The organism is Brevundimonas sp. UBA7507 (genome assembly GCF_002478355.1).
GTDB lineage: Bacteria > Pseudomonadota > Alphaproteobacteria > Caulobacterales > Caulobacteraceae > Brevundimonas > Brevundimonas diminuta_D.
On sequence record NZ_DLNP01000001.1, the window covers coordinates 126694 to 151007 of the forward strand.

Genomic DNA, 24314 nt, shown 5'->3' on the forward strand with positions numbered 1-24314 from the left:
AAACCCTGCGTGATCGGCGGCCAAGGCGGAACCGGCGCACGGCCCCGCTCATTGAAAGCGTAAGCATAAGAGGATGAGGCCCATGCCCGATCAAGACGCCTTTGAAGCCGCCCTGGAGGAAGCCATCGCCCTGTTCGAGCAGGGCGAGAACATGAACCAGGCCCGTTTCGACGAGCTGATCGCCGAATTGGAGGCCCGTCGTCCCGCCCTTCACGCCGTGCCCGAGGACGACCCGCGCGCCGAACGCGCGCGCGCGCTTGAGCGTCGCGCCGCCGAACTGGAGCACCGCGCCGCCCAGGGCCACGGCCAGATGGACGAGGTCAACAGCCTGCTGTCGCCCCTGATGGGCAGGAAGTCGGAGAACTGACCTCTCCTCCGTCACCCTCGGGCTTGTCCCGAGGGCCCATCGTTCCGCCGAGCGCCATAGGGCGTGTTCTAGCAGTGGCTCAACGCAGCGGGTGATCGCGCTCCAGCGCCTCGCCTAGCGGCCGGTCAGCGGCACGCCGCCACGCAGGCCCGCGCCAGCACCTCGGCCGAGTCGATCAGCGGCGCGTCCACGTCGCCCTGATCCAGCAGCAGTGGAACCTCGGTGCAGCCGCCGATCACCGCCTCGGCCCCCGCCGCGATCAGCGCCTTCGCCAAATCGCGCATGGCCGCGCGCTGGTCAGATCCGACGTCGCCCGCCTTGACCCCGAACACGACCTGCATGAACCGCTCGCGCTCGGCGGGGGAGGGGGCGACCATCTCCAGTCCTTCGGCGGCCAGAGCCTCGGCGTACAGCAAGGCCGCGCCCGGCGTGGCCAGCACCCCGACCCGCCGCGCCCCGGTCGCGCCCGCCGCCTTCGCGGTTTCGGCGATCATGTCGATGAAGGGCAGGCCCGCCGCGCGGATGGCGTCCGCATGGGCGTGGGCCGTGTTGCACGGCATGGCCAGCACCTGCGCCCCCGCCGTCTTCAGCGCCCGCGCCATCTCGCCCAGCGTCAGGCCCGCCGCATCAGGCTGCGTATGGCGATTGGGCACCTGGGGGTTGATGTCGGCGATGACGCGGATGTGGTCCTCGTCGCCCGCCGCTGGAGTCAGCGCCTGCACCCGCGCCAGAAAGGCTGTTGTCGCGGCCGGCCCCATGCCGCCCAGAACGCCCAGTACGCGCGCCATGTTTACGATCCCGCTGAACCGCCGCGCGCCAAGTAAACCGGGCGCAGCGGGAAAAACGATTATTGTTCGACAAAGAGCGTTAACACGCGAAAATCGGCGGAACCAACATCGCGGCCGGGGATTGTGCAATCGGACACGTCGGACGCCCCCCCAACCCCGACGAAGTCTGCGGCGGCCCGGCCTTAACGCCCCCCCGACTGAGAAGCCGGGCCGCCCCCTCTCCCTCAATCCAGCTTCAACACCATGTCCCAGCGATCCATGCCGGGCGCATAGCCGTCAGGCGTGACCTTCACCGTCTTGAAGCCGAAGCGGGCGTAGAAGCTGTGCGTGTGCGGGCCGGTGTCCAGCACCACGCGTCGGACGCCCGGCGTCGCCCGCGCCGCCGCCAGCCGCGCCTCGGTCAGCGCCCGGCCCAGACCCTGGCCGTGCAGGGCGTTCCCCACCATGCCCCAGCACATCGCCACGCTGCTCCCGTCCGGCTGGACGGCGTGGCCGCCGCAGGCGACGATCCGATCGTCGCGCTCGATCACCAGATAAGGCAGACGCAGCGCCTGGTCGTCCAGCCAGGCGACAAATCCCTCGCGCTCGCTCTCATTGAAGAAGCGCGGCGTATTGCCGTCGAACAGAGCCAGGCAGGCCTCACGATCCTCGGCGCGATAGGGGCGGATGGTCAACATGTCCCGATCCCTAGCACGCCCGCGGCTTGACCCGCAGGGGAAAGGGGCTAGGGTCGCGCCGTTCTCCGGGGGGTCGCAATCGAGCGGCTGAGATTGAGGTTTCTCCTCTGACCCGTCGAACCTGATCCGGGTCATGCCGGCGAAGGGACGAGTTCACCGCTTTCGACGCCCGAAGTCCGGCGTAGGAGGCGCTCAAACCGCGCCGGCGGACCTCTTCTCGCAGGAGGCCGCCACAATGAATATCCACGTTTCCAACGAACAGCCGCACGAGCCTCAGGTCGATCTGGCTCTCGCCGACGCCCGCAAGGAAGTCGCCGCCGAGCACGGCCGCATCCCCACCGGCCCTCGCGCGGGCGGGCGCAAAGTCTATGTGGCGGGCGAGCTCTTCCCCGACATCCGCGTTCCCTTCCGCGAAGTCGCCGTCCACCCCAGCGCCAATGAGCCGCCGGTGACGATGTACGACTCCTCCGGCCCCTACACCGACCCGAACGTCACGATCGACATCAAGAAGGGCCTGCCCAAGGTCAAATCCAACTGGCAGCTGGATCGCGGCGACATCGCCCCCGTCGCCAATCCGCGCGAGGTCAAGCCCGAGGACAACGGCCACGCGTCGGGCAAGCACCTCGCCCCCCGCTTCGACGTCTCCAACCACCGCGTGTTCAAGGGCGTCGAGGGCCGCCCCGTCACCCAGTACGAATACGCCCGCGCCGGCATCATCACGCCCGAGATGGAATACGTCGCCATCCGCGAGAATCTGCGCCGCGAACAGACCGCCCCCTGCATCCGCGACGGCGAAGACTTCGGCGCCTCGATCCCCGACTTCGTCACGCCCGAGTTCGTCCGTCAGGAGATCGCCCGCGGCCGCGCCATCATCCCGCACAACATCAACCACCCCGAAGTCGAGCCGATGATCATCGGCCGCAACTTCCTGGTGAAGATCAACGCCAACATCGGCAACTCGGCTGTTCTGTCCAGCGTCGACGACGAGGTGGACAAGCTGGTCTGGGCCACCCGCTGGGGCGCCGACAATGTCATGGACCTGTCGACCGGCCGCAACATCCACAACATCCGCGACTGGATCATCCGCAACTCGTCCGTCCCCATCGGCACCGTGCCCATCTATCAGGCGCTGGAGAAGGTGGGCGGCGTCGCCGAGGATCTGACCTGGGAAGTCTTCCGCGACACCCTGATCGAACAGGCGGAACAGGGCGTCGACTACTTCACCATCCACGCGGGCGTGCGCCTGCCCTTCGTGCCGATGACGGCCAAGCGGGTGACCGGCATCGTCTCGCGCGGCGGCTCCATCATGGCCAAGTGGTGCCTGGCCCACCACAAGGAGAGCTTCCTCTACGAGCATTTCGAGGACATCTGCGACATCATGCGCGCCTATGATGTCAGCTTCTCGCTGGGCGACGGCCTGCGCCCCGGCTCCATCGCCGACGCCAACGATGAAGCCCAGTTCGCCGAGCTGCGCACCCTCGGCGAGCTGACGAAGATCGCCTGGGCCAAGGGCTGCCAGGTCATGATCGAAGGCCCCGGCCACGTGCCGATGCACAAGATCAAGGCCAACATGGATGAGCAGCTCAAGCACTGCCACGAGGCGCCCTTCTATACGCTCGGGCCCCTGACCACCGACATCGCTCCCGGCTACGACCACATCACGTCGGCGATCGGCGCGGCCATGATCGGCTGGTTCGGCACGGCCATGCTCTGCTACGTCACGCCCAAGGAGCATCTGGGCCTGCCCGACCGTCAGGACGTCAAGGACGGCGTCATCACCTACAAGATCGCCGCCCACGCCGCCGACCTGGCCAAGGGCCACCCCGGCGCCCGCGCCCACGACGACGCCCTCTCCAGAGCCCGCTTCGAGTTCCGCTGGGAGGACCAGTTCAACCTCTCCCTGGACCCCGAGACCGCCCGCAAATTCCACGACGAGACCCTGCCGAAGGAGGCGCACAAGACCGCCCACTTCTGCTCCATGTGCGGCCCCAAATTCTGCAGCATGAAGATCAGCCAGGACATCCGCGACGCCGCCAAGGCCCAGAACGACGCGGGCGCCAGCCTGACGGACGCCGAGGCGGGCATGGCCGAGATGAGCGCGAAGTTCCGAGCCGGGGGCGGGGAGATTGAGGTGAAGGTGTGATTTGAGGCGCAGGCTGGGCGGTGCTGAACTGCCCAGCCGTTGTGTCTTGCGGCGACTCCGGATAGAACAGAAAAGGAACGGATCGCGCTTATGGCTTATGACGGCAAAGCGATAGCTAACTTTGTGCTCGACACATGCGAGAAATTTGATCGCCCGGTGTCCAACCTATCGCTACAGAAAATAGTGTATTTCTGCCATGTGTGGAGCCTTATTGAACTAAATCGTCCGCTTATAAAGCACTCGTTTGAAGCTTGGGAATTTGGACCGGTTCTTCCTTACTTGTATCGCGAGTTTCGAAAATTTGACCGGTCCCCAATCTTGTCTCGGGCATCAACAATTGATCCCGCATCAGGGGCTTCCCGAATAGCGGAATATAAGTTTGATTCTGAAACTGCCGTGCTCCTAGAGAAGGTTGTGTCTTTCTACAGCCAAATTCGAGCTGGCGATCTAGTTGAGCTAAGTCATGCCGAGGGGGGGCCTTGGGACGAAGCTTGGAACCACGCTGGCGTGGTGAATCCAGGCATGAAGATCAAGGACGATAGTATCGTACGCTTTTATTCACACGCGTTTGTCCCATTCTCATTGCAGTGACCTAAATAATGGCCAAGCTGAAAGTCCCCTCTGCACAGCATTTAGCGCGGAATTGGGAAGGCACACCGGATAAAGTTCGGAAGGGCTTGGTGAAGCTGGTTCGGAATCCGCCAACGTTTAGCTATCAGCCGCTTTTTGGTTATGTCCGAGACATGTTGCTTTGGGGCGTGTCTGAGCAACAAATCGAAACTGCAATTCGGACTAAAATCAAAAGAGAGAACGTACAAGACCTATATCTTGAGCTTTTGCCTCTAATATCGTCGCATTTCTTAGGCGATCGTCCAAAGTATGTGATGGCCGTCGACCGTCGTTATTACGCGGCGGGTCGAGGCTTAATGGTGCCCTTTGATCCGCCGATCATATATGGTGGCGCTGATGGAATGGTGTTCCCATGGTTTAGTTTTTGGAAATCAAATCCATTGTCTGGCGAGAGATTGTCCCTCTTCGTGACGATAGTTAAAGAAATATTGTGTGATGATCCTGATTTAGAGAGTGCAAATTTTCAAATATTGGACTTCAGTGCTCCGAAAGGAAGTGTAGAACGTAAGTTGTCTATTATTAATTCGAACGATGTTCCGATACTTTCAAGCGCACGAAAACAGGACATGCTAGAGGTATTTGCTGAAGGGTATTTCGCTGCTCTTGATGAGCTTCGAAACGACCCTGTCGCGGATGTCAAAGAAGCGCCGATTGTCGGTCCAGATCAGTTGAAACTATTTGACTGAGTAGGGGATGCCCACCCTCGTCCTCCTCGCCGGGCCGAACGGCGCCGGGAAGACCACCTTCATCAACGGCTTCCTGCGCGAACGGGCCGAGGCGTTTCAATTCGTCAATCCTGACGAAGTGGCGCGGTCCCTGCCGCATAGCCCCGGCCGTGATCTGGCCGCCGGGCGGCTGGTGCTGGAGCGGCTGGAGGAACTGACCGACGCCCGCGCCGACGTGGTGCTGGAAACGACGCTGGCCACGCGCACCCACGCCCGCCGCATCCGCGATTGGAAGGCGGCCGGCTACCGCTTTGAACTGGTCTATCTGCGCCTGCCCTCGGTCGAGGCCTCCATCGCCCGCGTCGCGCACCGGGTCGCGCGCGGCGGCCACGGCATTCCTGAAGACACGCTGAGGCGGCGCTACCCGCTCAGCCTCGACTACCTCGAAACCGTCTACAAGCCGCTGGCCGATAGCTGGCAGGTCTACGCCAGTGGCGGCGAGACCCCCGAACTGCTAGATTGGGGACCGCGATGAACAAGCCGCTGTTTGATCACGAAACCACCCTGAAGGCTCTGCGCCGCGCCGCCGAGATGGCCAAACACGGCACGCGCGAGGAGCAGTCGGGCAAGTTCCTGCCGCCGCCCGGCTGGAAGGGCCGTCTGGTCACGGGCGCCCCCGCGCCGAAGGCTGAACCCAAACGCAAACGGGCCTGATCCCCTTCTTTCGTCATCCTCCGGCAAGCCGCGTCTTCGCGGCGCAGACCGGGGGACCCAGCGGCGCCGTAGGCGATCTTGGCGCCAGGCGCCGCGCGCGGACTTTCGCCCTGACGGGCGCCGCTGGGTCCCCCGATCTCGCTCCGCTCGTCGGAGGATGACGACAGGAAGAGAGCGCCCCCGTCCGATCCTGACGCACCCGTCCTCCATCCTCCGCCTTTCAGGCAGGAGGCGGCGCGATGGATGAAGAGCGGGAGAAAGACTGGCATGAGGAGGCGCCGCGCATCATCGCCTCCGGCCGGTGGGAGCAGGACGAGTACGGCGACACCACCTACATCCCCGACCATGTGCGGCCCTCGACCGCCGAGCGGGCCGAAACGCCCCCTTCAAACCATGACGACGCCCAGCGCGGCCATTATTACGAAGACCCGGCGCCACGGGACGGCTATCGCGTACACCCGGACGCGGTCTGGGCGGCGGCGCGGCGCGACTATCTGGCCGGGGATACGGCCGAGGCCGTCTGCGACCGCTATGGGCTGAAGCTGGGGACGCTGCGGTCCCGCGCCGCGCGCGAGGGCTGGCGCCGCTGCGACGCGGGCGACCCGGACCCCTGGCCTGACGAGGACGACCCGGTCGAGGATGCGGCGGTGGACGCCCCCGATCTGGCCGCGATGGCGGCTCAGGCCCTGATGCGGCTGAACCGGGCGGTGCGGCGCGGCCGGGCGGCCGAGGCGGCGTCGTGGCTGCGCACCTGGCGGGCGTTGACGGATCCCGCTCTGCTGGCCGCCGCCGAGCCGCAAAGCCCGCCGCCTGCGCCTGAGCCTGACCCGCTCGACACGCTGGAGGCCGACATGAAGGCGGTCGCCGCCGTCGCCCGCGACGCCGCCCGTCTGGCCCCCGACGACCACGCCGGCCGCCGCGCCGTCGAGGCCCGCATCAACGCCCTCAGCGCCCGCCTCGCGCCAGAAAGGGCAGAGCCAGGAGAGGCGACGATTTCAGACGATTCAGACGAATTGGACTCTGTTTTTCCCGACCCTTCTCCCCTTGTGGGAGAAGGTGGCCCGTGAGGGCCGGATGAGGGGTCTCTCACCGGCCGATGCATGGGGCGGACACGGCGTCGCCACCCCTCATCCGTCCGGCTTCGCCGTCCACCTTCTCCCACAGGGGGGAGAAGGAAACTACGCCTTGCCCGCGATCTCGCGCAGGGCGTTGACGAATACCTGCGTCGGCTGGCCGCCGGAGATCAGATACTTGTCCTCCACCACCACGGCGGGCACGGAGGTGATGCCCCGCGCGCGCCACAGGGCCTGCGCCGTGCGCACCTCCTGCATATAGCGGCCCGACGCCAGCACTTCGGCGGCCTCGGCGCGGTCCAGCCCGGCGGCCTGCGCCGCCTCGGTCAGGACGCCCGCGTCCGAGACGTTGCGGCCCTCAGTGAAGTGGGCGCTGAACAGGGCGTGTTTCAGCGCCGCCTGTTTGTCCGGCGCCGTCAGACCGGCCCAGTGCAGCAGGCGGTGGGCGTCGAAGGTGTTCCACATGCGGCTGTCGTCGCGGAAGTTCATCTCGACCCCGACCTCGGCGGCGCGGGCGGTGATGGCGGCGCGGTTGGCGGCTGACTGTTCGGGGGTGGAGCCGTATTTGCGGGCCAGATGCTCGCCCATGTTCTCGCCCTCGGGCGCGATGTCGGGGTTCAGCTCGAACGGCTGGAAGGTGATGTCGGCGGCGATTCCTTCGCCCTCCAGACGTTCCAGAGCATGTTCGAGCCCGCCCAGCCCCACGGCGCACCAGGGGCACATGACGTCGGAGACGAAGTCGATCTTCAGCGGCTTGAGCGGGGCGGCGTCGGTCATGGGGACGGCTTTCTGAAACAGCGTGTGTGACGAAGCATATGGGCGCGCAGGAGAAGGAGGCAAGCGCCTGTCCTTCTCCCCTTGCGGGAGAAGGTGGCTCGCGAAGCGAGACGGATGAGGGGTTGCTCTGTCACGAGACCCCTCATCCGGCCCTGACGGGCCACCTTCTCCCACACGGGGAGAAGGGGCGAAGAGGACGATTGATTCACGGCCTGCCAAACGGCACACCGGATCGGTGAAACAGAGCCTGATCATTGATTGCGACCCCGGCGTGGATGACGCCACGGGGCTGCTGACCGCCTTCGCCTCTGCTGACCTCGACCTGCTGGCCGTGACCACGGTCGGGGGCAACGTCAGCGCCGAGAAAACCGCGCGCAACGCCCGCATCCTGCGCCAGATCGCCGGGCGCGAGGAGGTGCCGGTGTTCGCGGGCGCCGAGCGCCCCCTGCGCCGCGACCCGGCCGGGGCGGGCGAGTTCCACGGGGCTGAGGGGCTGGGCGACCTGACCCCGTTCGAGCCCGCCGCGCCTGTGGCCGAAGGAGCGGCGGCTGAGGCGCTCGTGCGGCTGGTGATGGCGCGACCAGCGGGTTCCGTGGCGCTGGCCGTCATGGGGCCGATGACCAATCTGGCGCTGGCTCTGCGGGCCGAGCCGGCGCTGGCGGCGCATCTGGGGCCGGTCGTGGCCATGGGCGGGGCGCGCGCGGAAGGCGGCAACATCACCGCCTCGGCCGAGTTCAACATCTGGGCCGACCCGGATGCGGCGGCCGAGGTCTTCGCCTCGGGTTGCCGCATGATCGTCATGGGGCTGGACGCCACCCATCAGGTGCGGGCTACCGAGGCGCGGATCGCGGCGATCGAGGCCCTGCCCACGGCCTCGGCCCGCACGGCGGCGGCCATGCTGCGCTTTTCCCAACGGGTGGAGCGCGAGGTCGTGCGCTGGGACGCGCCGCCGCTGCATGACCCCTGCACCGTGGCCTGGCTGCTGGAGCCGGACCTGTTCGAGCTGGCCCCCTGCCGCATCGCGGTGGAGACGGACAGCGACCTGACCCGCGGCCACACGGCGGTTGAGTTCCGCGTCGAGGCCGCCGGAGCGAACCATTTCTGGGCGACAAAGGCCGACGCGGCCGGGGTCTTCGCCCTGATTACCGAGAAGTTGGGAGAGGGCGCATGAGGATCACCGTCGTCGGCTCGATCAATCTGGATATGGTGGCGGCGGCGCCGTCCCTGCCTGCGCCGGGCGAGACGGTGACGGGGGCCGCCTTGTCGCGCCACCCCGGCGGCAAGGGCGCCAATCAGGCTCTGGCGGCGCGCAGGCTGGGCGCAGAGGTTTCGCTGATCGGCCGGGTCGGCGATGACGAGATGTCGGGCGCGGCGGTGGCCCTGATGCTGGCGCACGGCGTCGACCTGTCGGGGGTGGAGACGGACATCGCGGCGCCGACCGGCGTGGCCCTGATCACCGTCGATCCGACCGGCGAGAACCAGATCACCGTGGCCGCCGGCGCCAACCACTTCGTGACGCCCGAGCAGTTGCCCGCCCGGATCGAGACGCCGCTGATCGCCCAGCTCGAGCTGCCGATTGAAACGGTGGAGGCGGCGGTGGGCCGGGCGACGGACTTCGTCTGCGTCAACCTGGCGCCCGCCGCGCCGGTGTCGGAGGCCCTGCTGCGCCGCGCCGATCTGCTGGTGGTCAATGAGACGGAGGCCGCTTTCTACGGCGACGCCCTGCACGTCGGCGGCGGGCTGGTGGTCGTGACCAAGGGCGCGCGCGGAGCGGTCATGTATCGGCGCGGCGCAGCGATGGCCTGGGCCACGCCGCCGCGCATCACGGCTGTGGACGCGGTGGGGGCGGGCGACGCCTTCGTCGGGGCGATCGCCGTGGCCCTGCTGGAAGGCATGGAGCCGGACGCCGCGCTTCACTTCGCCTGCGCCGCCGGGGCGCTGGCGGCGACCCGGCCGGGGGCGCAGCCGTCGCTGGGCGACCGCGCCGAGGTCGAGGCCCTGATGGCGGGGTAGGGCCTTCTATTTCCCGAACAGGTCCGGCGCGGCGGCGGGCGGCGCTTGCGGCGCCTCCAGCCCCAGATGTTCATAGGCGCGGGCGCAGGCCATGCGGCCGCGCGGGGTGCGCTGGATGAAGCCCTGTTGCAGCAGATAGGGCTCGATCACGTCCTCGACCGCATCGCGCGCCTCGGCGATGGCGGCGGCCAGGGTGTCCATGCCGACCGGCCCGCCGCCGTAGTTCTCGATCAGGGCCTTTAGGAAGCGGCGATCCAGGCTGTCTAGCCCCGCCCCATCCACCTCCAGCCGCGCCAGCGCCCGCGCCGCCGCCAGCCGGTCGATGGCGGTCCCTTCCGCGTCGGCGAAATCCCGCACGCGCCGCAGCAGGCGCCCGGCGATACGCGGGGTGCCGCGCGCGCGGCGTGCGATCTCCATCGCCCCGTCCTCGGTGATGGCGGCGCCCATCTTGCGCGCCGCGCCGCGGATCACCGCCGTCAGCTCTTCGGGCGTATAGAACTCCAGCCGCAACGGGATGCCGAAGCGGTCCCGCAGCGGCGTGGCCAGCAAGCCCGCCCGCGTCGTCGCCCCGACCAGGGTGAAGGGCACCAGGTCGATGCGCACGCTGCGCGCCGACGGCCCCTCGCCGATGATCAGGTCCAGCACATGATCCTCCATCGCCGGATAGAGGATCTCCTCCACCTGGGGGGCCATGCGGTGGATCTCGTCGATGAACAGGACGTCGCGCGGTTCGAGATTGGTCAGGATGGCCGCCAGATCGCCCGCCTTGGCCAGGATGGGGCCGGAGGTGGCGCGAAAACCCACGCCCAGTTCGCGCGCCACGATCTGCGCCAGCGTCGTCTTGCCCAGACCGGGGGGGCCGAACAGCAGGACGTGGTCCAGCGCCTCGGAGCGGGCGCGAGCGGCGTCGATGAAGACCTTCAGATTGCCCTTGGCCGCCGACTGGCCGACGAACTCGGACAGGGTCTGGGGCCGCAGGGCGCGGTCATGCTGCTCACCCGGCGCGGGGGCAGGCGAGATGATGCGGTCGTCGGTCATTTCGTCCTTCTCCCCTTGTGGGAGAAGGTGGCCGAGCGCAGCGAGGTCGGATGAGGGGTCCCTTTATCGGTGATGTCAGGCAGCGCTGGATGTGGGCGCAACCCCTCATCCGTCAGGCTACGCCTGCCACCTTCTCCCAAAAGGGGAGAAGGGATAGTCGCAGCGGCCCTCATCGTCCCAGCTCCTGCAGGGCCGTACGGATGACCAGCGGCAGTTCGGCCTCCTCGCCCAGCTTGATCAGGGCGTGATCGACGGCGCGGCGGGCGTTGACCTCGGCGATGCCCAGGCCCAGCAGGGCGGCGACCGCCTCGCCCGTGACGCTGGGCGGCGGCGGGGCGACGGCGACCTCGGCGTGAACGCCGGGCGCGGTCGGGGCGAAGACGCCGTCGGTCAGGCTCTTGCCCTTCAGTTCGGTGACGATGCGCAGGGCCAGTTTCGGCCCCACGCCGTTGGCGCGTCCCACGGCGGCCTTGTCCTCGCGCGCGACGGCGGCGGCCAGTTCGGCGGGCGGCAGCACGTCCAGCACCCCCAGCGCGGCCTTCGGCCCCACGCCCTGAATGGTCAGCATCAGGTTGAAGACCTTGCGCTCGTCCCGGCTCAGGAAGCCGTAGAGGCGCGGCCCCTGATCCTGGCTCCACTGGCTCTGGATGAACAGCAGGGTCTCATCGCCCGGCGCGGGCAGGCGGCCCAGCGTCCGCGCCCCGCAGGCGGCCACATAGCCCACGCCGCCGCAGTCGATCAGGCACTCCGCCTCGCCGACCTCGGCCAGGATGCCGCGCAGACGGCCGATCATGCCGCGCCTCGCACCGGCAAGGCCCGAAACCGACGATGATGCGCATGGGTGACCGCCACGGCCAGGGCGTCGGCGGCGTCGGCCTTGACCTCGCCCGAGGCGGGCAGCAGCCGTTTGATCATAAAGGCGATCTGGCTCTTGTCGGCTTGCCCTGCGCCCACCACCGCCTTCTTGATCAGGGTCGGGGCGTATTCGGCGACGCTGAGACCCGCCCGCGCCGGGGCCAGCATCACCGCCGCCCGCGCATGGCCCAGCTTCAGCGTCGAGGCCGGATTGACGTTGACGAAGACCTCTTCGATCGCCGCCTCGTCGCAGTCATAAGCGGTGCAGACCTCGCCCACCTGCTCCAGCAGATGCAGCAGCCGCTCGGAGAAGGGCGCCTTTTCGCTGGGCGCGACGACGCCGTGCGCGATCCAGCGCAGGCGGCTGCCCTCGCTTTCGATGACGCCCCAGCCGGTGCGGCGCAGGCCGGGGTCCAGCCCCAGGATCCGAGTCGTTTCGTTCGCCATCCGTTCCTATTGCCTCAAAGAGGGTTAGCGAACAATGACCGGGGGCAGCTCAGGGCGCCCTGTCGGCTCAATCGTCTCTGGGCATCACCGAAAAGCCTGCCAGGCCCGCCTGTTCGGACAGGACGCGGGACAGGGCGTCGACCTTCAGCGGCATGGAGCCGCGCGCCTTGACATGGTGTTCGTGGATCTGGCCGTCGGGGCTGACGACATGGCCGATGCGCGTGGGCTTGAGGCCGTTCTCGGCCAGCAGGGCGCGCAGCGCCTTTTCTTGCGGCGCGGCGCCGCGCGTCCAGCGCAGGGTGACGTCCAAGACGCCGACGTGGGGCAGGCGCGCGTCGAGAAAGCGCAGGATGGCCAGCACCACCACGGTCGCTCCCGCCGCGATCAGTCCCAGCTTCCACAGGCCGACGCCGAACATCACCCCGATGGCCGAGGTGGTCCACATCGACGCCGCCGTGGTCAGGCCGTGGACCGAGAAGCGCTCGCGGAAAATCACTCCTGCGCACAGGAAGCCGATGCCGGTCAATATGCCGTGCGCCATCCGCGTCGGGTCGATCACCAGCCGCTGTTCGGGCAGGGCGACGAAACCCCAGCTGGCCTGATGCATGGCCGCCAGCATCAGGACGCAGGAGGTCATGCAGACCAGGATGTGGGTGCGGAACCCCGCCGGATGGCCGTGATAGGTCCGCTCGATGCCGATCAGCCCGCCCGCGACCATGGCCGAGGCCACCGGCGCCAGCAGGCTCAGTTCCTCGACGCCCCAATGCGTCACGCCCCAGTCGATCGCCATGATCCCAACGCTCCCAACGACCGCGCAGGTTGGACCTCCGCGCAGGCCTCGGCAAGTCGTCAGTCGTCGCGCGGATTCAGCACGTAGCCGCAGACCGAAGGCAGGGCCGACAGCCGCCCCGCCAGGGCCTTGAGCGCCGTCTCGCCCTCGGCGCGGACGCGCCAGCTGCGGCGCACCACCGCGCCGCCGTCGATCAGTTCGAAACGGTCGGGCGCGGGCTTCGGATCGATCGCGCGCAGGGCGGCCTCGACCTCGGCCTCGGGCGAGGGGCCGTCACGACGCCAGCGCACCTCCACATCTGTCAGGGTGCGGTCCGGCAGCCGCGCGCTGACCAGCCGCAGCGCGACCAGGATCAGGCCCGTGATCACCGTCCCCGCCGCGCCTAGGGCGAACAGCCCGGCCCCGAACAGCAGGCCGATGGCCGAGGTGATCCACAGCGAGGCCGCCGTCGTCAGGCCGTGGATGGAGAAGCCGGTGCGGAAGATCACGCCGGCGCACAGGAAGCCGATCCCCGTCAGCACCCCGTGGGCCATGCGGGTCGGGTCGGTGACGATGTTCTCGTCCGGCAGGGCGCGGAAAGCCCAGTCGGCTTGGGTCATGGCCGCCAGCATCAGCAGGCAGGACGCCAGGCTGACCAGGATGTGGGTGCGGAACCCCGCCGGCCGGCCGCGCCACTCGCGCTCGAAGCCGATCATCCCGCCGGCGATCAGGGCGCCGGCGATGGGCAGGACGACGGTCTCCAGCCAGGCGGCGTCAGCCATGATTCTCGATGTAGGTTTCGGGGTCTTTGTTGACCGGCTTCACCCCGGCGATGTGGCGGGCCTGGAAGGCGGCGAAGCGCACGCCCAGGTCGTGCCGCGTCTGCAGGTCCGCGTTCAGGCGGAAGTCGGTCAGCCCCTGCCGCTCCTCCTCGCCCATGTGCTTGGAGTTGACGATGTTGGCCGCGCCGACCGCGTCGAACCATGCGCGACTGCCGACCGCGTGCGCGGCCACCGCCTTCACCGCGTCGCGCAGCTTGTTGTGATCCGCGATGGCGTCCTCGGTCTCGCCCTCGACGGTGCCGTCCTCGGCGTCATTGGCGCCTTCGCCCAGTTTCAGCAGGGCGGGATAGAAATGCCGCTCCTCGGCCTCGGCGTGGGCGTCCAGAAAGGCCGACAGCCGCCCCCAGACCGCCTCCAGCGCCTCGACATCATCCGCGCCGATCTGCTCGATCAGCGAGAACAGCCTGCGCTGTTCGGCGTGGTCGTCCAGAATCAGCTGGGTGATGTCCATGGGGCAGGCTCCTCGCGGCAAGGCTTGAGCCCTAAGAAGCCTCCGAACTCAGGTCCGGTTCCTGAGCCCCGGCGCCGCTCCCGCATGGGGGCGGCGTCGGGGGCAGGATCATCGCGTGCGGATCAGCCCGCGTACTTGGCCGCGTCTTCGTCCGAGATGTTCTCGTTCGAATAGACCTGCTGCACGTCGTCTTCGCCGTCCAGGGCGTCCAGCAGCTTGAACAGGACGCCGACCGAATCGCCCGACAGGTCGATCTCCGACTGCGGCTTCCAGACGATGGCGGTCGACTTGGGATCGCCCAGCACCTTGGACATGGCCTCGGCCACCTCGTTCAGGTCTTCGAAGGCGGTCCAGATGGTGTGGCCCGGCGCATCCTCATAGATGTCGGGCTTGACCAGGTCGCTCTCGACGTCGGCGGCGCCGGCCTCGATGGCGGCCTCCATCACGGCGTCTTCAGATCCCGCCTCGGCCGGATAGTGGATCTTGCCGACCCGGTCCCACATGAAGGTGACCGAGCCGCTCTCGCCCAGGGCGCCGCCGTTCTTGGCGAAGGCCGAGCGCACGCCGGACGCGGCGCGGTTGCGGTTGTCGGTCAGGACTTCGACGATGACCTGGACGCCGCCGGGGCCGCGGCCCTCGTAGCGGATCTCCTCCATCGCATCGACTTCGCCGCCCGAGGCCTTCTTGATGGCGCGCTCGATGTTTTCCTTCGGCATCGATTCGGCCTTGGCGTTGTTGACCGCCAGGCGCAGCCGGGGGTTCATCGCCGGGTCGGACATCCCCGACTTGGCCGCCACGGTGATTTCCCGTGACAGGCGCGAAAAGAGCTTTGAACGGACCGCGTCAGCGCGGCCCTTGCGGTGCATGATGTTCTTGAATTTGGAATGGCCGGCCATGGAGTCGCTCGCCAGATGTCGAATATGCTGAGGGGCGCCCTTTACTGGATGGCGCTTCCTCTGTCACGAGAGGGGAACCGCCCGAACGCGCCGGGGATTATGCGCAGGCAAGAATTGGAGACGCCGATGGCCGCCGCCGACGACACCTATCTGGACGAAGCCTATGACGAGGGCATCGATCACGCCCACGCCGGCGAGATCGTTCAGTGGTACGCCAAGCGGCCCGTCACGGTGTCGACGGCGGCGGCCACCAGCTCGCTGGTCGGCGCCTTTGCGCTGGGCGTGCTGACCACCATCGGCGCCCTGGCCGTGATGCGCCTCTACGACCGCGACTGAGCAGACGTCGCGCGAATCTTTCGCAAAAAGACTTCACCTCGGCGGTAAAGCCGGTCATCCTCCCTTTCCCAGAAGGAGGCGGCCTTGGCGCATCCCCGCAGGATGAACCGGATGATCGTCGTGCTCGGCGCGGCTGTCTTGGTGCTGGGCGGTTTCAGCCTCTACGCCCTGACCCAGGGGGCGCGCTTCGGACCCCGCCAGACCACGCCCGCTGAACGCGCGCTTGAGCAGGTGCGCGAACAGATGGGGCCGCAGGCCGAGGTCCGGCATGTCGAGGCCGGGCGCGGCAAGGCCGCCTGCGGCTACGCCGGGCTGAAGGGCAGTCGGGAGGCCGTGGCCTTCGTTTCCCGGCCCAACCGCATCCTGATGAGCCACGACCCGCTGACGGGCGAGTTCGCGACGCTGAAATCGCGTTACTGTCCGGGCTTCGACGCCCCGGCGCCCGCCGCCGTTTCCGGCAAGAGCTGAGACCATGACCGACCAACCCAGCGCCGGCCGCTTCGACGGCCGCGATCACCTGTTGCCCGTGCGGGTCTATTACGAGGACACGGACTTCACCGGCCTGGTCTATCACGCCAACTACGTCCGCTATTTCGAGCGGGGGCGGTCGGACTTCCTGCGTCTGGCGGGGGTAGGGCATGTCGACCTGCTGGAGCAGGAGGAGCCGCTGGCCTTCGTGGTGTCGGACCTGGCGATCAAATATCTGAAGCCCGCGCGGATCGACGACGCCCTGGTGGTGCGCACCCGCTATGAGGCGATCAAGGGGCCGCGCCTGATCATTCGCCAGACGGTCGAGCGCGACGGTGAAGTATTGTGCCGGGCCGACGTCGTCGCCGTCTGCATCCATCTGGACGGGCGTCCGCGCCGTCCGACGAAGCGGCTGATCGAACTGGTGACGCCCTGGCTGTCGGGTGAAACAGGATCGGCTCGGCAATAACGAGGTTGTCAGCCGGTAGGCTGATGACGCCGGGCGCGACGCCCGCTAGACCCGCCGCCATGAAACCGCCACGTCCGCCCGGTGCAAAAGGCGGATGAACGGACTCTTCGCCAAGGACCACGCATGACTCCGCCCGCCGACGCCTCCCTGCTGAATCCCATCGAGCTGTTCATGACCGCCGACTGGGTGGTCAAGACGGTGATGATCGGCCTGGCCGCGGCCTCGGTCTGGTCCTGGACCATCATCATCGACAAGGCGGTGCGGTTCTCGCGCATGAACGCCCGCGCGACCGAATTCGAAAAGCAGGTCGAGAGCGGCCGCTCGCTGGAGGAGGTCGCCGCCCAGGCCGGGCCGCAGCCGGCCGATCCCCTGCCGCGCATGCTGGTGCTGACCCTGCAGGACTGGCGCGAGGCGCGCGCGCGCGGCGCCATGACGGACACGCAAGGGAACATGCTGATCGCCCGTATCGACCGGGCGCTGGATTCGGTCATCGCTCGGGAAAGCCAGAAGATCGAGAACGGTCTGGGCGTGCTGTCGGTGGTGGCCACGGCCTCGCCCTTCATCGGCCTTTTCGGCACGGTGTGGGGCATCATGAACGCCTTCGACAGCATCGCGGCGGCGGGCAACACCAATTTGACGACCGTGGCCCCGGCCATCGCCGAAGCCCTGTTCGCCACGGCCATCGGTCTGGCGGCGGCCATTCCGGCCTATATCGCCTTCAACGCCTTCTCGGTGTCGGCGGGCAAGTTCACCGGGCGTCTGGAAGCCTTTGCGGACGATCTGCAGTCGGCCATCGCCCGGCGTCTGGGCGCGCCTGCGACGCCGCCGCCTCCGCCTCCGCCCCCGCCGCCGTCATCCGACCTGAACCTGCGCCGGGGCGCCTGATCCATGGCCCTGGGTGGAGGAGGCGGCGGTGAAGCGCGCGGGCGCGGCCGTCGCCGCGCGCGCAAACGGCCGCTGAGCGAGATCAACGTCACGCCCCTGGTGGACGTCATGCTGGTGCTGTTGATCATCTTCATGATCTCGGCGCCCCTGCTGACGGTCGGGGTGCCGGTCGAGCTGCCCAAGACCGAGGCCAGCGCGGTTGAGACGACCGACAAGCCGGTTACGGTCAGCATCGACCGGAACGGCGCCATCTTCATCGGCGAGGGCGAGGTCCGCTGGGAGCAACTGGCCCTGCGCGTGGCCGAAGAGGGCGGCGAGAACGCGCGCGACAAGGCCATCTTCATCCGCGCCGACGGCCGCGCCCCCTATCAGGCCGTGGCGCGCGTGATGGCGCGCCTGTCGGCTTCGGGCTTCACCAAGCTGAACCTGATCACCGACACCGCCGCCGACGAGCCGACGGAGGGCTGACGGACCTTGCGCCGCCCCAGCCCCGCCATCCTCGGCTCCATCGCCCTGCACGCGGGGGTGGTGGCGCTCGCCTTCGTGTCCTGGTCGTCGAAGGACGAGCCGAAGCCGTTGGTGAACTCCGTGCCGGTGTCGATCGTCTCGGACATCGAGATCGCCGCCGCGCCCGCCGACAATCCGCAGGAGGAGCCTTCGCTCGAGGATGGGGAGACGGCCCCGGTCGAGACTCCGCCCGAGCCGACTCCGCCCGAGCCGGACCCCACGCCGCCCGCGCCGCAACCGCGCCCGACGCCGCCTGCGCCGCGCCCGACCCCGACTCCGCCCGAGAAAAAGGCCCCGACGCCGCGTCCCACGCCTACGCCGCGGCCGACCCCGACGCCGCCTGAGAAGAAGGCGCCGACGCCGTCGCCTCGGCCCACGCCTAATCCGCCCGAGAAGAAGGCTCCCGCCACGCCGCCGCGTACGCGCCCGGCGCCGGGACTGGACCTTGACGCCCTGGCCGGGCCGCCGCGCCCGACCCAGAACCGCGGCCGTCCGGCGCCGGGCCAGCAGGGCGCGGGCTCCGCGCCGCGCGCGACCGGGCCGCAGCTGGCCGCCCTGGGCGCCCAGGTGACGCCGAACTGGAACCTGAACTGCGACATGCCGGGCATGGACGACCTGGTGATCCGCGTGACGGTGCGGTTGAGCGCCGACGGCCAGATCATCGGCACGCCGCGTCTTCAGGACACCCGGAACGACCCGACCTGGCGCGCCGCATCCGAGGCCATGTTGCGCGCGCTGCGGGCGACCTCGCCCTTCACCGTGCCCGATGGCTTCCAGGCGCAGGAAGTGCCCTTCCGCTTTGAAACCAAGCGTCAATGCGGGAACCGTTAGGACGTAAATCGCCTATCACCCCAAAGTCGCCCAAATCCCCGTGAAGCTGGCGATCATCCGCCGCGCTGATGCTAAAGAGGGGCGGCCAGCCTGACCGTAACGACCCGAAGGATCGACCCATGCGCCTGAACCGCCTTTTCGCCTCGGCCGCCGTGCTTGCGATGACCGCGCCCCTGGCGCTGGGCGGGTCCGTCCAGGCGCAATCCACCCCGGCCGTCGGGGCGCCGATGCAGGATGTGGTGGTGGACGAGGGCGTGCTGCGCCCGCTTCAGATCGCGGTCGTGCCCTTCACCGGCCAGAACGGGTCGCAGATCTCGGGCGTCATCAGCGGCAACCTCAAGCGCTCGGGCTTCTTCGATCCGCTGAACCCGGCCAGCTTCATCGAGACCGGCCTGACCCTGGCCAATGCGCCGAACTTCCCGCAGTGGACCTCCATCGGCGCCCAGGCGGTGCTTTACGGCGGGGTGACGCCGCGTGCGGACGGGCGGATCGACGTGGGCTTCCGCCTCTATGATCCCTATCGCCAGTGCCAGCTGGTCTCTTACCAGTTCACCGCTACGTCCGAGCAGTGGCGCCGCATCGCCCACAAGATCTCGGACGTGGTCTATCAGCGCCTGACGGGCGAGGCGGGCTTCTTCGATTCCCGCGTCCTGTTCGTGTCCGAAAGCGGCACCCAGCTGAACAAGCTGTCGCGTCTGACCATCGTCGACCAGGACGGCTACAACCCCGTCTTCCTGACCCAGGGCGACGAGGTGATCATGTCGCCGCGCTTCTCGGCCTCGAATCCCGATGAAGTGACCTATGTGGCGCTGGGCAAGGACTACAGCCGCATCTACCTCTACAATCTGTCGACCGGCCGCCGCGAAAGCCTGGGCGAGTTCGACGGCCAGGTGCTGGCGCCGCGTTTCTCGAACGACGGGTCCAAGATGGCCTTCTCCATCATCCGGGGCGGCAACACCGACGTCTATGTGATGAACCTGCGCAGCCGCCAGCTGTCGCGCCTGACGACCGACCCCGGCATCGACACCTCGCCCTCGTTCAGCCCCGACGGCAATCAGATCGTCTTCACCTCGGACCGTTCGGGCTCGGCGCGCCTCTACACCATGCGGGCCGACGGCTCGGGCCAGCGTCCGATCAGCCGCGGCGGCGGCAGCTACACCGCCCCGGCCTGGAGCCCGCGCGGCGACCTGATCGCCTTCACCAAGCAGCAGGGCGGCCGCTTCCACATCGGCGTGATGAAGCCCGACGGCACGGGCGAGCGCATCCTGTCGTCCTCCTATTTCGAGGAAGGCCCGTCCTGGGCGCCGAACGGCCGCTACATCGCCTTCGCGCGTCAGAGCCCCGGCGGCGACACCCGTCTGTGGACCGTAGATCTGTCGGGCCGCGTCGTGTCCCAGGCGGGCTATGACGGACGCGGTTCGGACCCGGCCTGGTCGGGTCTGCTGGACGCCCCGCCGGTCAATCTGGGCATCGGCCAGGGCGCGGATTCCTGCCCGGCCTAACGGGGTTACGGCTTCGTGAGATCACGAGCGGAGCCATTCCCATAAACTGTGCGTTATCGCGGCTGGCGCGGTGCTGCGCTGCACGTTAGCAGCGCTCGCATACAGTCAAGCTAGAGGCGTCGGCCTCGAACCGAATGAGAAGGAGACGATCCATGAACACCTCCACCCTGATCCGGCTCGCCGCTGTCGGCGTCGCCATGGCCTCGCTGGCCGCCTGCACCAAGCCCAAGGTCGAGCCCGCCGTGCCGGTCGAAACGCCGCCGCCGGCCGTCGGCCCGCAGTATCCGACCGCCCCGACCGGCCCCGTCAGCGGCGGCAACGTCGGCGCCCCGGCGCCCGGCTCGGAGCAGGACTTCGTCGTCAATGTCGGCGATCGCGTCTACTTCGACCTGGACTCCTATTCGGTGCGCGCCGAGGCCCAGCCGCGTCTGGACGCCCAGGCCGCCTGGCTGGCCCGCTATCCGCAGGTCACAGTCCGCATCGAAGGCAACGCCGACGAACGCGGCACGCGCGAATACAACCTGGCCCTGGGCGCCCGCCGCGCCGAGGCCGTTCGCTCCTACCTGATCAGCCGCGGCGTTCCGGCCGCCCGCATCGACACCATCAGCTTCGGCAAGGAACGTCCGATCGCCGAAGGTTCGAACGAGTCGGCCTGGGCCCAGAACCGCAACGCCCGCACCGCCATCGTGTCGGGCGCGCCGCGCTAAACACGCGACGTAAAAAACAGACGGATCGAGGCGTCGGCGCAAGCCGGCGCCTCTTTTCTTTGCGCCTCCAGACGATCAAAGTCCGCCGCGAATCCTGGGGAGGGACGGCATGGATCTGGAAGCGGCGGGCGGAGCGGTGACGGCGGGCGTCATCGCCGGGGCGATCGAGAAGCCGACGGGCCATGCGGGCGAAGCTCACGGCGCCTGCGCCGACTGCGGGGCCGAGGTCACGGGCAACTTCTGCTCCAACTGCGGCCAGGCGGCCCACGTCCACCGCACCTTGCTGCATCTGGGCGAAGAGCTGCTGCACGGGGTCATGCATTTCGACGGCCGTCTGTGGCGCACCCTGCCGCTGCTGATCCTCAATCCGGGGCGGCTGACCCGCGAATGGGTGCAGGGCAGGCGGACCCGCTACGTCTCGCCGCTGGCGATGTTCCTGTTCACCCTGTTCGTCATGTTCTTCGCCCTGAGCTTCATGCCGCACCAGGCGGTGACGCTGCCGTCCCTGCCGGAGCAGATTGAGGCGCAGAAGAAGGCCGTGGCCGAGGCTGAACGGGTCGTCGCCGCCGCCCAGAGGGAAGTCGATGCGGCCGTGGCGGCGATGGAGCCGGCCGACGGCTCGCCGCCCCCGGCGAACAGCGGCGCACGCGCGGGTGTCGCGGCGGGCGCCCTGGCCGGGGCCGAGGCGGGCGTCATCGCCGAAAAGGCCAAGCTGGAGCGTCTGCAGAAGGACGCGATCGAGGGCCGCAAGGACGGTCTGGCCTCGGGCAGCTGGCAGGCCCAGGTGGCGGACATCGCCTCTAGCGTCGGCACGGACGGCCAGACCAACGGCCTGACCAAGACCGTCGCCAAGAAGCTGAAGAACCCGGACCTGGCGCTCTACAAGCTGCAGCAGACCATCTACAAATTCGCCTTCCTGCTGGTGCCGCTGTCGATCCCCTTCGTGGCCCTGATGTTCCTGTGGAAGCGGGGCTTCACCCTGTACGATCACGGGGTCTTCGTCCTCTATTCCCTGACATTCATGTCCCTGCTGCTGATGGCGGTGGTGCTGGTCGCGACGACGCTGAAGGGGGCGGGGGCGGCGGCCGGGACGATCGCGGCCCTGATCGTGCCGGCGCACATGTTCGCCCAGTTGAAGGGCGCCTATGGCCTGAAGGTCTTTTCGACCCTGTGGCGGACCGTGGCGCTGCTGATCTTCTGCGAAATCGCGGCGACGCTGTTCATCGTCGCCATCATCTATCTGGGCTTCGGACATTGATCAGGGCCTTGCCGTCGCCGCAAATCGATGGGACGACAGGACCATGCTGAAAACGCCATTCCGCCTCACCAAACCCGCCGTCCTGACGGCGATCGGCCTGACCCTGATAGGGGGCGCCGTCGTCGCCCAGGTGCAGCCGATGGAGCCGATCCAGTGGGACAAGCGCCGCCTGGACCAGTTGGACCGCAACGTCCGCCGTCTGGAGCGCGCCCTGACCCAGCGCAACGCGGCCGGCGAGCCGGTGCTGGTCGAGACGGATCCCGAGGTCGTGGCCCTGCAAGGCCAGGTCTCGATCATGGAGCGCCGCCTCAGCGACGTGGAGCAGACGTTCCAGCGCATGAACGCCGACAGCGAGCGTCTGACCTTCCAACTGGACGAGGTCACGCGCGAGAACACGCAGATGAGCCGCCGCCTGCGCGATCTAGAAGGCCGCGTCGAGCGCGCCGAAAAGGCCGCCGAGGAAGCCGCTGAACTGAACGGCCCGATCGTCGCCCACTCGCCGACCGGCGACGCGGCGCAGGATCTGCAGGCCGCCATGCGTCTGGCGGGCGAGGACGCGGCGCGCGGCGGACGCGCGCTGGAGACCGTCATCGTCACCTGGCCGAACACGCCCCAGGCGCGCGAGGCCAACAGCCGTTTGGGCGATCTGCACGTCGCTGCGCGCGACAATGCGGCGGCCGTTCAGGCCTATGCCGCCGCCCTGAACGGCTGGCCGCGCACGCCGTGGGCGCCCGAGACGACGCTGAAGCTGGCCGAGGCCCTGCGCGCCACCGACCGCGCGACCCAGGCCTGCGGCGCCCTGACCGAGTTCGGCCGCCGCTACGCCGAGGCGGCCACGGCGGCGCAGAAAACCCGCGCGACCCAACTGCGGACGCGCGCCAGCTGCAGCTGATGGGCGATCTGGTCAGCCGGGTCTTCACCCGGCTGGACGTACGTCTGAACCACGCCGGGCCTGAGCCGGTGGCCCTGGCCCTGTCCGGCGGGGGCGATTCCCTGGCCCTGCTGGATCTCGCCGCCGGTTGGGCGAAGGCGAGGGGGCGGCGGCTGCTGGCCCTGACGGTCGATCACAATCTCCACCCCGACAGCGCGGACTGGACCCGTTTCGCCGCCGAGGCCGCGCGCACGGCGGGCGCCGACTGGCGGGGGCTGGCGTGGCGGGGTGCGCGCGGCGGCCCCGGCGTCCCGGCGCGGGCGCGGGCGGCGCGTCACGCCTTGCTGGCCGAGGCTGCGCGGGAAGCAGGCGCGCGCGTCATCCTGACCGGCCACACCGCTGATGACGTCGCAGAGGGCGACTGGATGCGGGCCCAAGGCGCGACGCTGGGCCGCCTGCGCGAGGCGTCGCCGTCGCCCGTCTGGCCGGAAGGGCGGGGGATGCTTCTGCTGCGGCCTGTGCTGGGCGAGGGGCGCGAGACGCTGAGGGATCATCTGCGCGCGCGGGGTCTGACATGGCTGGAAGACCCCGCCAACGCGGACCTGCGCTACGGTCGGGGCAGGGCACGGGCGGCGCTGGCGCAGGCAGAAGGCCCTGCTGCGTCATCGGCGACTGTTGCTTGCGCGAGCGCCGCCCATGAGGCGGGCGATCAGGCTTGGGCCGGGGTTCTGCCTCTATCGCGCGGCCTGCCCGCCTCGATGCTGGCGGCCGTGCTGCTGTGCGCAGGCGGAGGCGTGACGCCGCCGCGCGGGGATCGCCTGGCGGCCCTTCGGGCGCGGCTGGCGGACGGTGAGGACTTCACCGCGGTCCTGTGCGGCGCTCGCGTCGAGGCGTCCGGCGCGCATGTTCAGGCGATGCGTGAACCGGGCGAGTGGAAACGCCGCCCGCCTGCCGCCCTGGCCCTGACGCCGGGGCGACCTGCCATCTGGGACGGGCGTTTCGAGATCGTGACGGATCAGTCGGGCCTGCACGTCGAGGCGGCCGCCGGGCGGCTGGCGCAACTTTCCGACGTTGAGCGCACCGTTCTGGCGCTCCTGCCGCCCGCCGCGCGCGCCGCTGCGCCGGTGCTGATCGATCCCGAAGGACGGCTGGTTCTGGCCTGGCGCGGGGCGTGTGTAAGGGCGCTTGCGTCGCGACGTCTGGCGCTCGCCCTAGCGGCGTTCGGGGGCGAAACGACGCAGGAAGACGGACTCTTTCAATCCCTTCATGGCGAAACGCCGCCGTCTGACCTATTTTCAGAGAAAGACTGCTGATCGACGGACCGAGCGCGGCCGC

The 24314-nt window shown here is 68.6% G+C and carries 30 protein-coding genes and 1 riboswitch; of the genes, 20 read left to right on the forward strand and 10 right to left on the reverse strand.

Features of this window, described 5'->3' with window-relative positions; translation table 11 throughout:
• The first annotated feature begins 82 nt into the window (after positions 1-82).
• Entirely contained in the window at positions 83-367 is a 285-nt protein-coding gene (locus tag B3D50_RS00570; RefSeq protein WP_286948788.1) for a hypothetical protein, read from the forward strand.
• A gap of 125 nt (positions 368-492) precedes the next feature.
• Here B3D50_RS00570 and B3D50_RS00575 read toward each other — a convergent pair whose 3' ends face one another.
• The gene (locus tag B3D50_RS00575) at positions 493-1155 is read right to left on the reverse strand and encodes an aspartate/glutamate racemase family protein (protein WP_286948790.1); all 663 of its coding nucleotides are present in this window, start codon (positions 1153-1155) and stop codon (positions 493-495) included.
• Between the two features lie 224 nt (positions 1156-1379).
• Positions 1380-1832 carry a GNAT family N-acetyltransferase gene (locus tag B3D50_RS00580; protein ID WP_286948791.1) on the reverse strand — a complete coding sequence of 151 codons (453 nt, stop codon included), beginning with the start codon at positions 1830-1832 and terminating at the stop codon, positions 1380-1382.
• A gap of 56 nt (positions 1833-1888) precedes the next feature.
• Positions 1889-1998, forward strand: a riboswitch (TPP riboswitch).
• A 69-nt stretch (positions 1999-2067) separates the two neighbouring features.
• Between B3D50_RS00580 and thiC the strand changes: the two genes are divergently transcribed.
• From thiC to B3D50_RS00610, 6 genes are all read left to right on the forward strand, one after another.
• The gene (gene thiC / locus B3D50_RS00585; RefSeq protein WP_286948793.1) at positions 2068-3975 is read left to right on the forward strand and encodes a phosphomethylpyrimidine synthase ThiC; all 1908 of its coding nucleotides are present in this window, start codon (positions 2068-2070) and stop codon (positions 3973-3975) included.
• A 90-nt stretch (positions 3976-4065) separates the two neighbouring features.
• Positions 4066-4566, forward strand: coding sequence for a Panacea domain-containing protein (locus tag B3D50_RS00590; RefSeq protein ID WP_286948795.1), 501 nt, complete (start codon positions 4066-4068; stop codon positions 4564-4566).
• Positions 4567-4574: 8 nt separating this feature from the next.
• On the forward strand, positions 4575-5291 hold the full coding sequence (locus tag B3D50_RS00595) for a hypothetical protein (RefSeq protein ID WP_286948797.1): 717 nt from the start codon (positions 4575-4577) through the stop codon (positions 5289-5291).
• Positions 5292-5298: 7 nt separating this feature from the next.
• Entirely contained in the window at positions 5299-5805 is a 507-nt protein-coding gene (locus B3D50_RS00600) for a zeta toxin family protein (RefSeq protein WP_286948798.1), read from the forward strand.
• The gene (locus B3D50_RS00605; protein WP_286948800.1) at positions 5802-5984 is read left to right on the forward strand and encodes a hypothetical protein; all 183 of its coding nucleotides are present in this window, start codon (positions 5802-5804) and stop codon (positions 5982-5984) included. The genes B3D50_RS00600 and B3D50_RS00605 overlap by 4 nt, the downstream gene beginning before the upstream one ends.
• Before the next feature lie 239 nt (positions 5985-6223).
• Entirely contained in the window at positions 6224-7051 is an 828-nt protein-coding gene (locus tag B3D50_RS00610; protein ID WP_286948801.1) for a hypothetical protein, read from the forward strand.
• A 111-nt stretch (positions 7052-7162) separates the two neighbouring features.
• Here the strand turns inward: B3D50_RS00610 and B3D50_RS00615 are convergent, their stop codons facing one another.
• Entirely contained in the window at positions 7163-7834 is a 672-nt protein-coding gene (locus tag B3D50_RS00615; RefSeq protein WP_286948802.1) for a DsbA family oxidoreductase, read from the reverse strand.
• Between the two features lie 235 nt (positions 7835-8069).
• On the opposite strand from B3D50_RS00615, the gene B3D50_RS00620 reads away from it, so the two are divergent.
• Both B3D50_RS00620 and B3D50_RS00625 read left to right on the forward strand, forming a co-directional pair.
• Positions 8070-9005, forward strand: a complete 936-nt coding sequence (locus tag B3D50_RS00620) for a nucleoside hydrolase (protein ID WP_286948803.1) — start codon at positions 8070-8072, stop codon at positions 9003-9005.
• Positions 9002-9847, forward strand: a complete 846-nt coding sequence (locus B3D50_RS00625; protein ID WP_286948804.1) for a ribokinase — start codon at positions 9002-9004, stop codon at positions 9845-9847. Before B3D50_RS00620 ends, B3D50_RS00625 begins: the two co-directional genes overlap by 4 nt.
• Before the next feature lie 6 nt (positions 9848-9853).
• Here B3D50_RS00625 and ruvB read toward each other — a convergent pair whose 3' ends face one another.
• The 7 genes from ruvB to B3D50_RS00660 form a co-directional block, all read right to left on the reverse strand.
• Positions 9854-10885 carry a Holliday junction branch migration DNA helicase RuvB gene (ruvB, locus tag B3D50_RS00630; protein WP_286948805.1) on the reverse strand — a complete coding sequence of 344 codons (1032 nt, stop codon included), beginning with the start codon at positions 10883-10885 and terminating at the stop codon, positions 9854-9856.
• A gap of 169 nt (positions 10886-11054) precedes the next feature.
• Positions 11055-11678, reverse strand: coding sequence for a Holliday junction branch migration protein RuvA (ruvA, locus tag B3D50_RS00635; protein WP_269299911.1), 624 nt, complete (start codon positions 11676-11678; stop codon positions 11055-11057).
• Positions 11675-12187, reverse strand: coding sequence for a crossover junction endodeoxyribonuclease RuvC (gene ruvC, locus B3D50_RS00640; protein ID WP_286948806.1), 513 nt, complete (start codon positions 12185-12187; stop codon positions 11675-11677). The genes ruvA and ruvC overlap by 4 nt, the downstream gene beginning before the upstream one ends.
• 67 nt (positions 12188-12254) lie before the next feature.
• On the reverse strand, positions 12255-12977 hold the full coding sequence (locus B3D50_RS00645) for an MgtC/SapB family protein (protein ID WP_286948808.1): 723 nt from the start codon (positions 12975-12977) through the stop codon (positions 12255-12257).
• A 59-nt stretch (positions 12978-13036) separates the two neighbouring features.
• Positions 13037-13738 (reverse strand): MgtC/SapB family protein, encoded by a 702-nt coding sequence (locus tag B3D50_RS00650; RefSeq protein ID WP_286948809.1) that lies wholly within the window; start codon positions 13736-13738, stop codon positions 13037-13039.
• Positions 13731-14249, reverse strand: a complete 519-nt coding sequence (locus tag B3D50_RS00655; RefSeq protein WP_286948811.1) for a hemerythrin domain-containing protein — start codon at positions 14247-14249, stop codon at positions 13731-13733. The genes B3D50_RS00650 and B3D50_RS00655 overlap by 8 nt, the downstream gene beginning before the upstream one ends.
• A gap of 122 nt (positions 14250-14371) precedes the next feature.
• The gene (locus B3D50_RS00660) at positions 14372-15145 is read right to left on the reverse strand and encodes a YebC/PmpR family DNA-binding transcriptional regulator (RefSeq protein WP_046651814.1); all 774 of its coding nucleotides are present in this window, start codon (positions 15143-15145) and stop codon (positions 14372-14374) included.
• A gap of 126 nt (positions 15146-15271) precedes the next feature.
• Between B3D50_RS00660 and B3D50_RS00665 the strand changes: the two genes are divergently transcribed.
• The 11 genes from B3D50_RS00665 to tilS all read left to right on the forward strand — a co-directional run bounded on the left by B3D50_RS00665 (position 15272) and on the right by tilS (position 24292).
• Positions 15272-15481 (forward strand): hypothetical protein, encoded by a 210-nt coding sequence (locus B3D50_RS00665; RefSeq protein ID WP_003163865.1) that lies wholly within the window; start codon positions 15272-15274, stop codon positions 15479-15481.
• Between the two features lie 84 nt (positions 15482-15565).
• The gene (locus B3D50_RS00670) at positions 15566-15949 is read left to right on the forward strand and encodes a hypothetical protein (RefSeq protein WP_223850955.1); all 384 of its coding nucleotides are present in this window, start codon (positions 15566-15568) and stop codon (positions 15947-15949) included.
• A 4-nt stretch (positions 15950-15953) separates the two neighbouring features.
• Positions 15954-16418 (forward strand): tol-pal system-associated acyl-CoA thioesterase, encoded by a 465-nt coding sequence (ybgC, locus tag B3D50_RS00675; protein WP_046651813.1) that lies wholly within the window; start codon positions 15954-15956, stop codon positions 16416-16418.
• A gap of 123 nt (positions 16419-16541) precedes the next feature.
• Complete coding sequence (tolQ, locus tag B3D50_RS00680) at positions 16542-17303, forward strand: protein TolQ (protein WP_046651812.1); 762 nt, start codon at positions 16542-16544, stop codon at positions 17301-17303.
• Between the two features lie 3 nt (positions 17304-17306).
• Positions 17307-17771, forward strand: a complete 465-nt coding sequence (locus tag B3D50_RS00685) for an ExbD/TolR family protein (protein ID WP_040344561.1) — start codon at positions 17307-17309, stop codon at positions 17769-17771.
• A 6-nt stretch (positions 17772-17777) separates the two neighbouring features.
• Positions 17778-18641: a TonB C-terminal domain-containing protein gene (locus tag B3D50_RS00690; protein ID WP_052747946.1), complete on the forward strand. Its 864-nt coding sequence runs from the start codon at positions 17778-17780 to the stop codon at positions 18639-18641.
• A gap of 119 nt (positions 18642-18760) precedes the next feature.
• Entirely contained in the window at positions 18761-20143 is a 1383-nt protein-coding gene (tolB, locus tag B3D50_RS00695; protein ID WP_286948816.1) for a Tol-Pal system beta propeller repeat protein TolB, read from the forward strand.
• 152 nt (positions 20144-20295) lie between these two features.
• The gene (pal, locus tag B3D50_RS00700; RefSeq protein ID WP_003163860.1) at positions 20296-20850 is read left to right on the forward strand and encodes a peptidoglycan-associated lipoprotein Pal; all 555 of its coding nucleotides are present in this window, start codon (positions 20296-20298) and stop codon (positions 20848-20850) included.
• Positions 20851-20959: 109 nt separating this feature from the next.
• The gene (locus B3D50_RS00705) at positions 20960-22108 is read left to right on the forward strand and encodes a DUF3667 domain-containing protein (RefSeq protein ID WP_286948818.1); all 1149 of its coding nucleotides are present in this window, start codon (positions 20960-20962) and stop codon (positions 22106-22108) included.
• Between the two features lie 43 nt (positions 22109-22151).
• Positions 22152-23000, forward strand: coding sequence for a tol-pal system protein (locus tag B3D50_RS00710; RefSeq protein ID WP_286948820.1), 849 nt, complete (start codon positions 22152-22154; stop codon positions 22998-23000).
• Positions 23000-24292: a tRNA lysidine(34) synthetase TilS gene (tilS, locus tag B3D50_RS00715; RefSeq protein WP_286948821.1), complete on the forward strand. Its 1293-nt coding sequence runs from the start codon at positions 23000-23002 to the stop codon at positions 24290-24292. The genes B3D50_RS00710 and tilS overlap by 1 nt, the downstream gene beginning before the upstream one ends.
• The last annotated feature ends 22 nt before the right edge of the window (positions 24293-24314 follow it).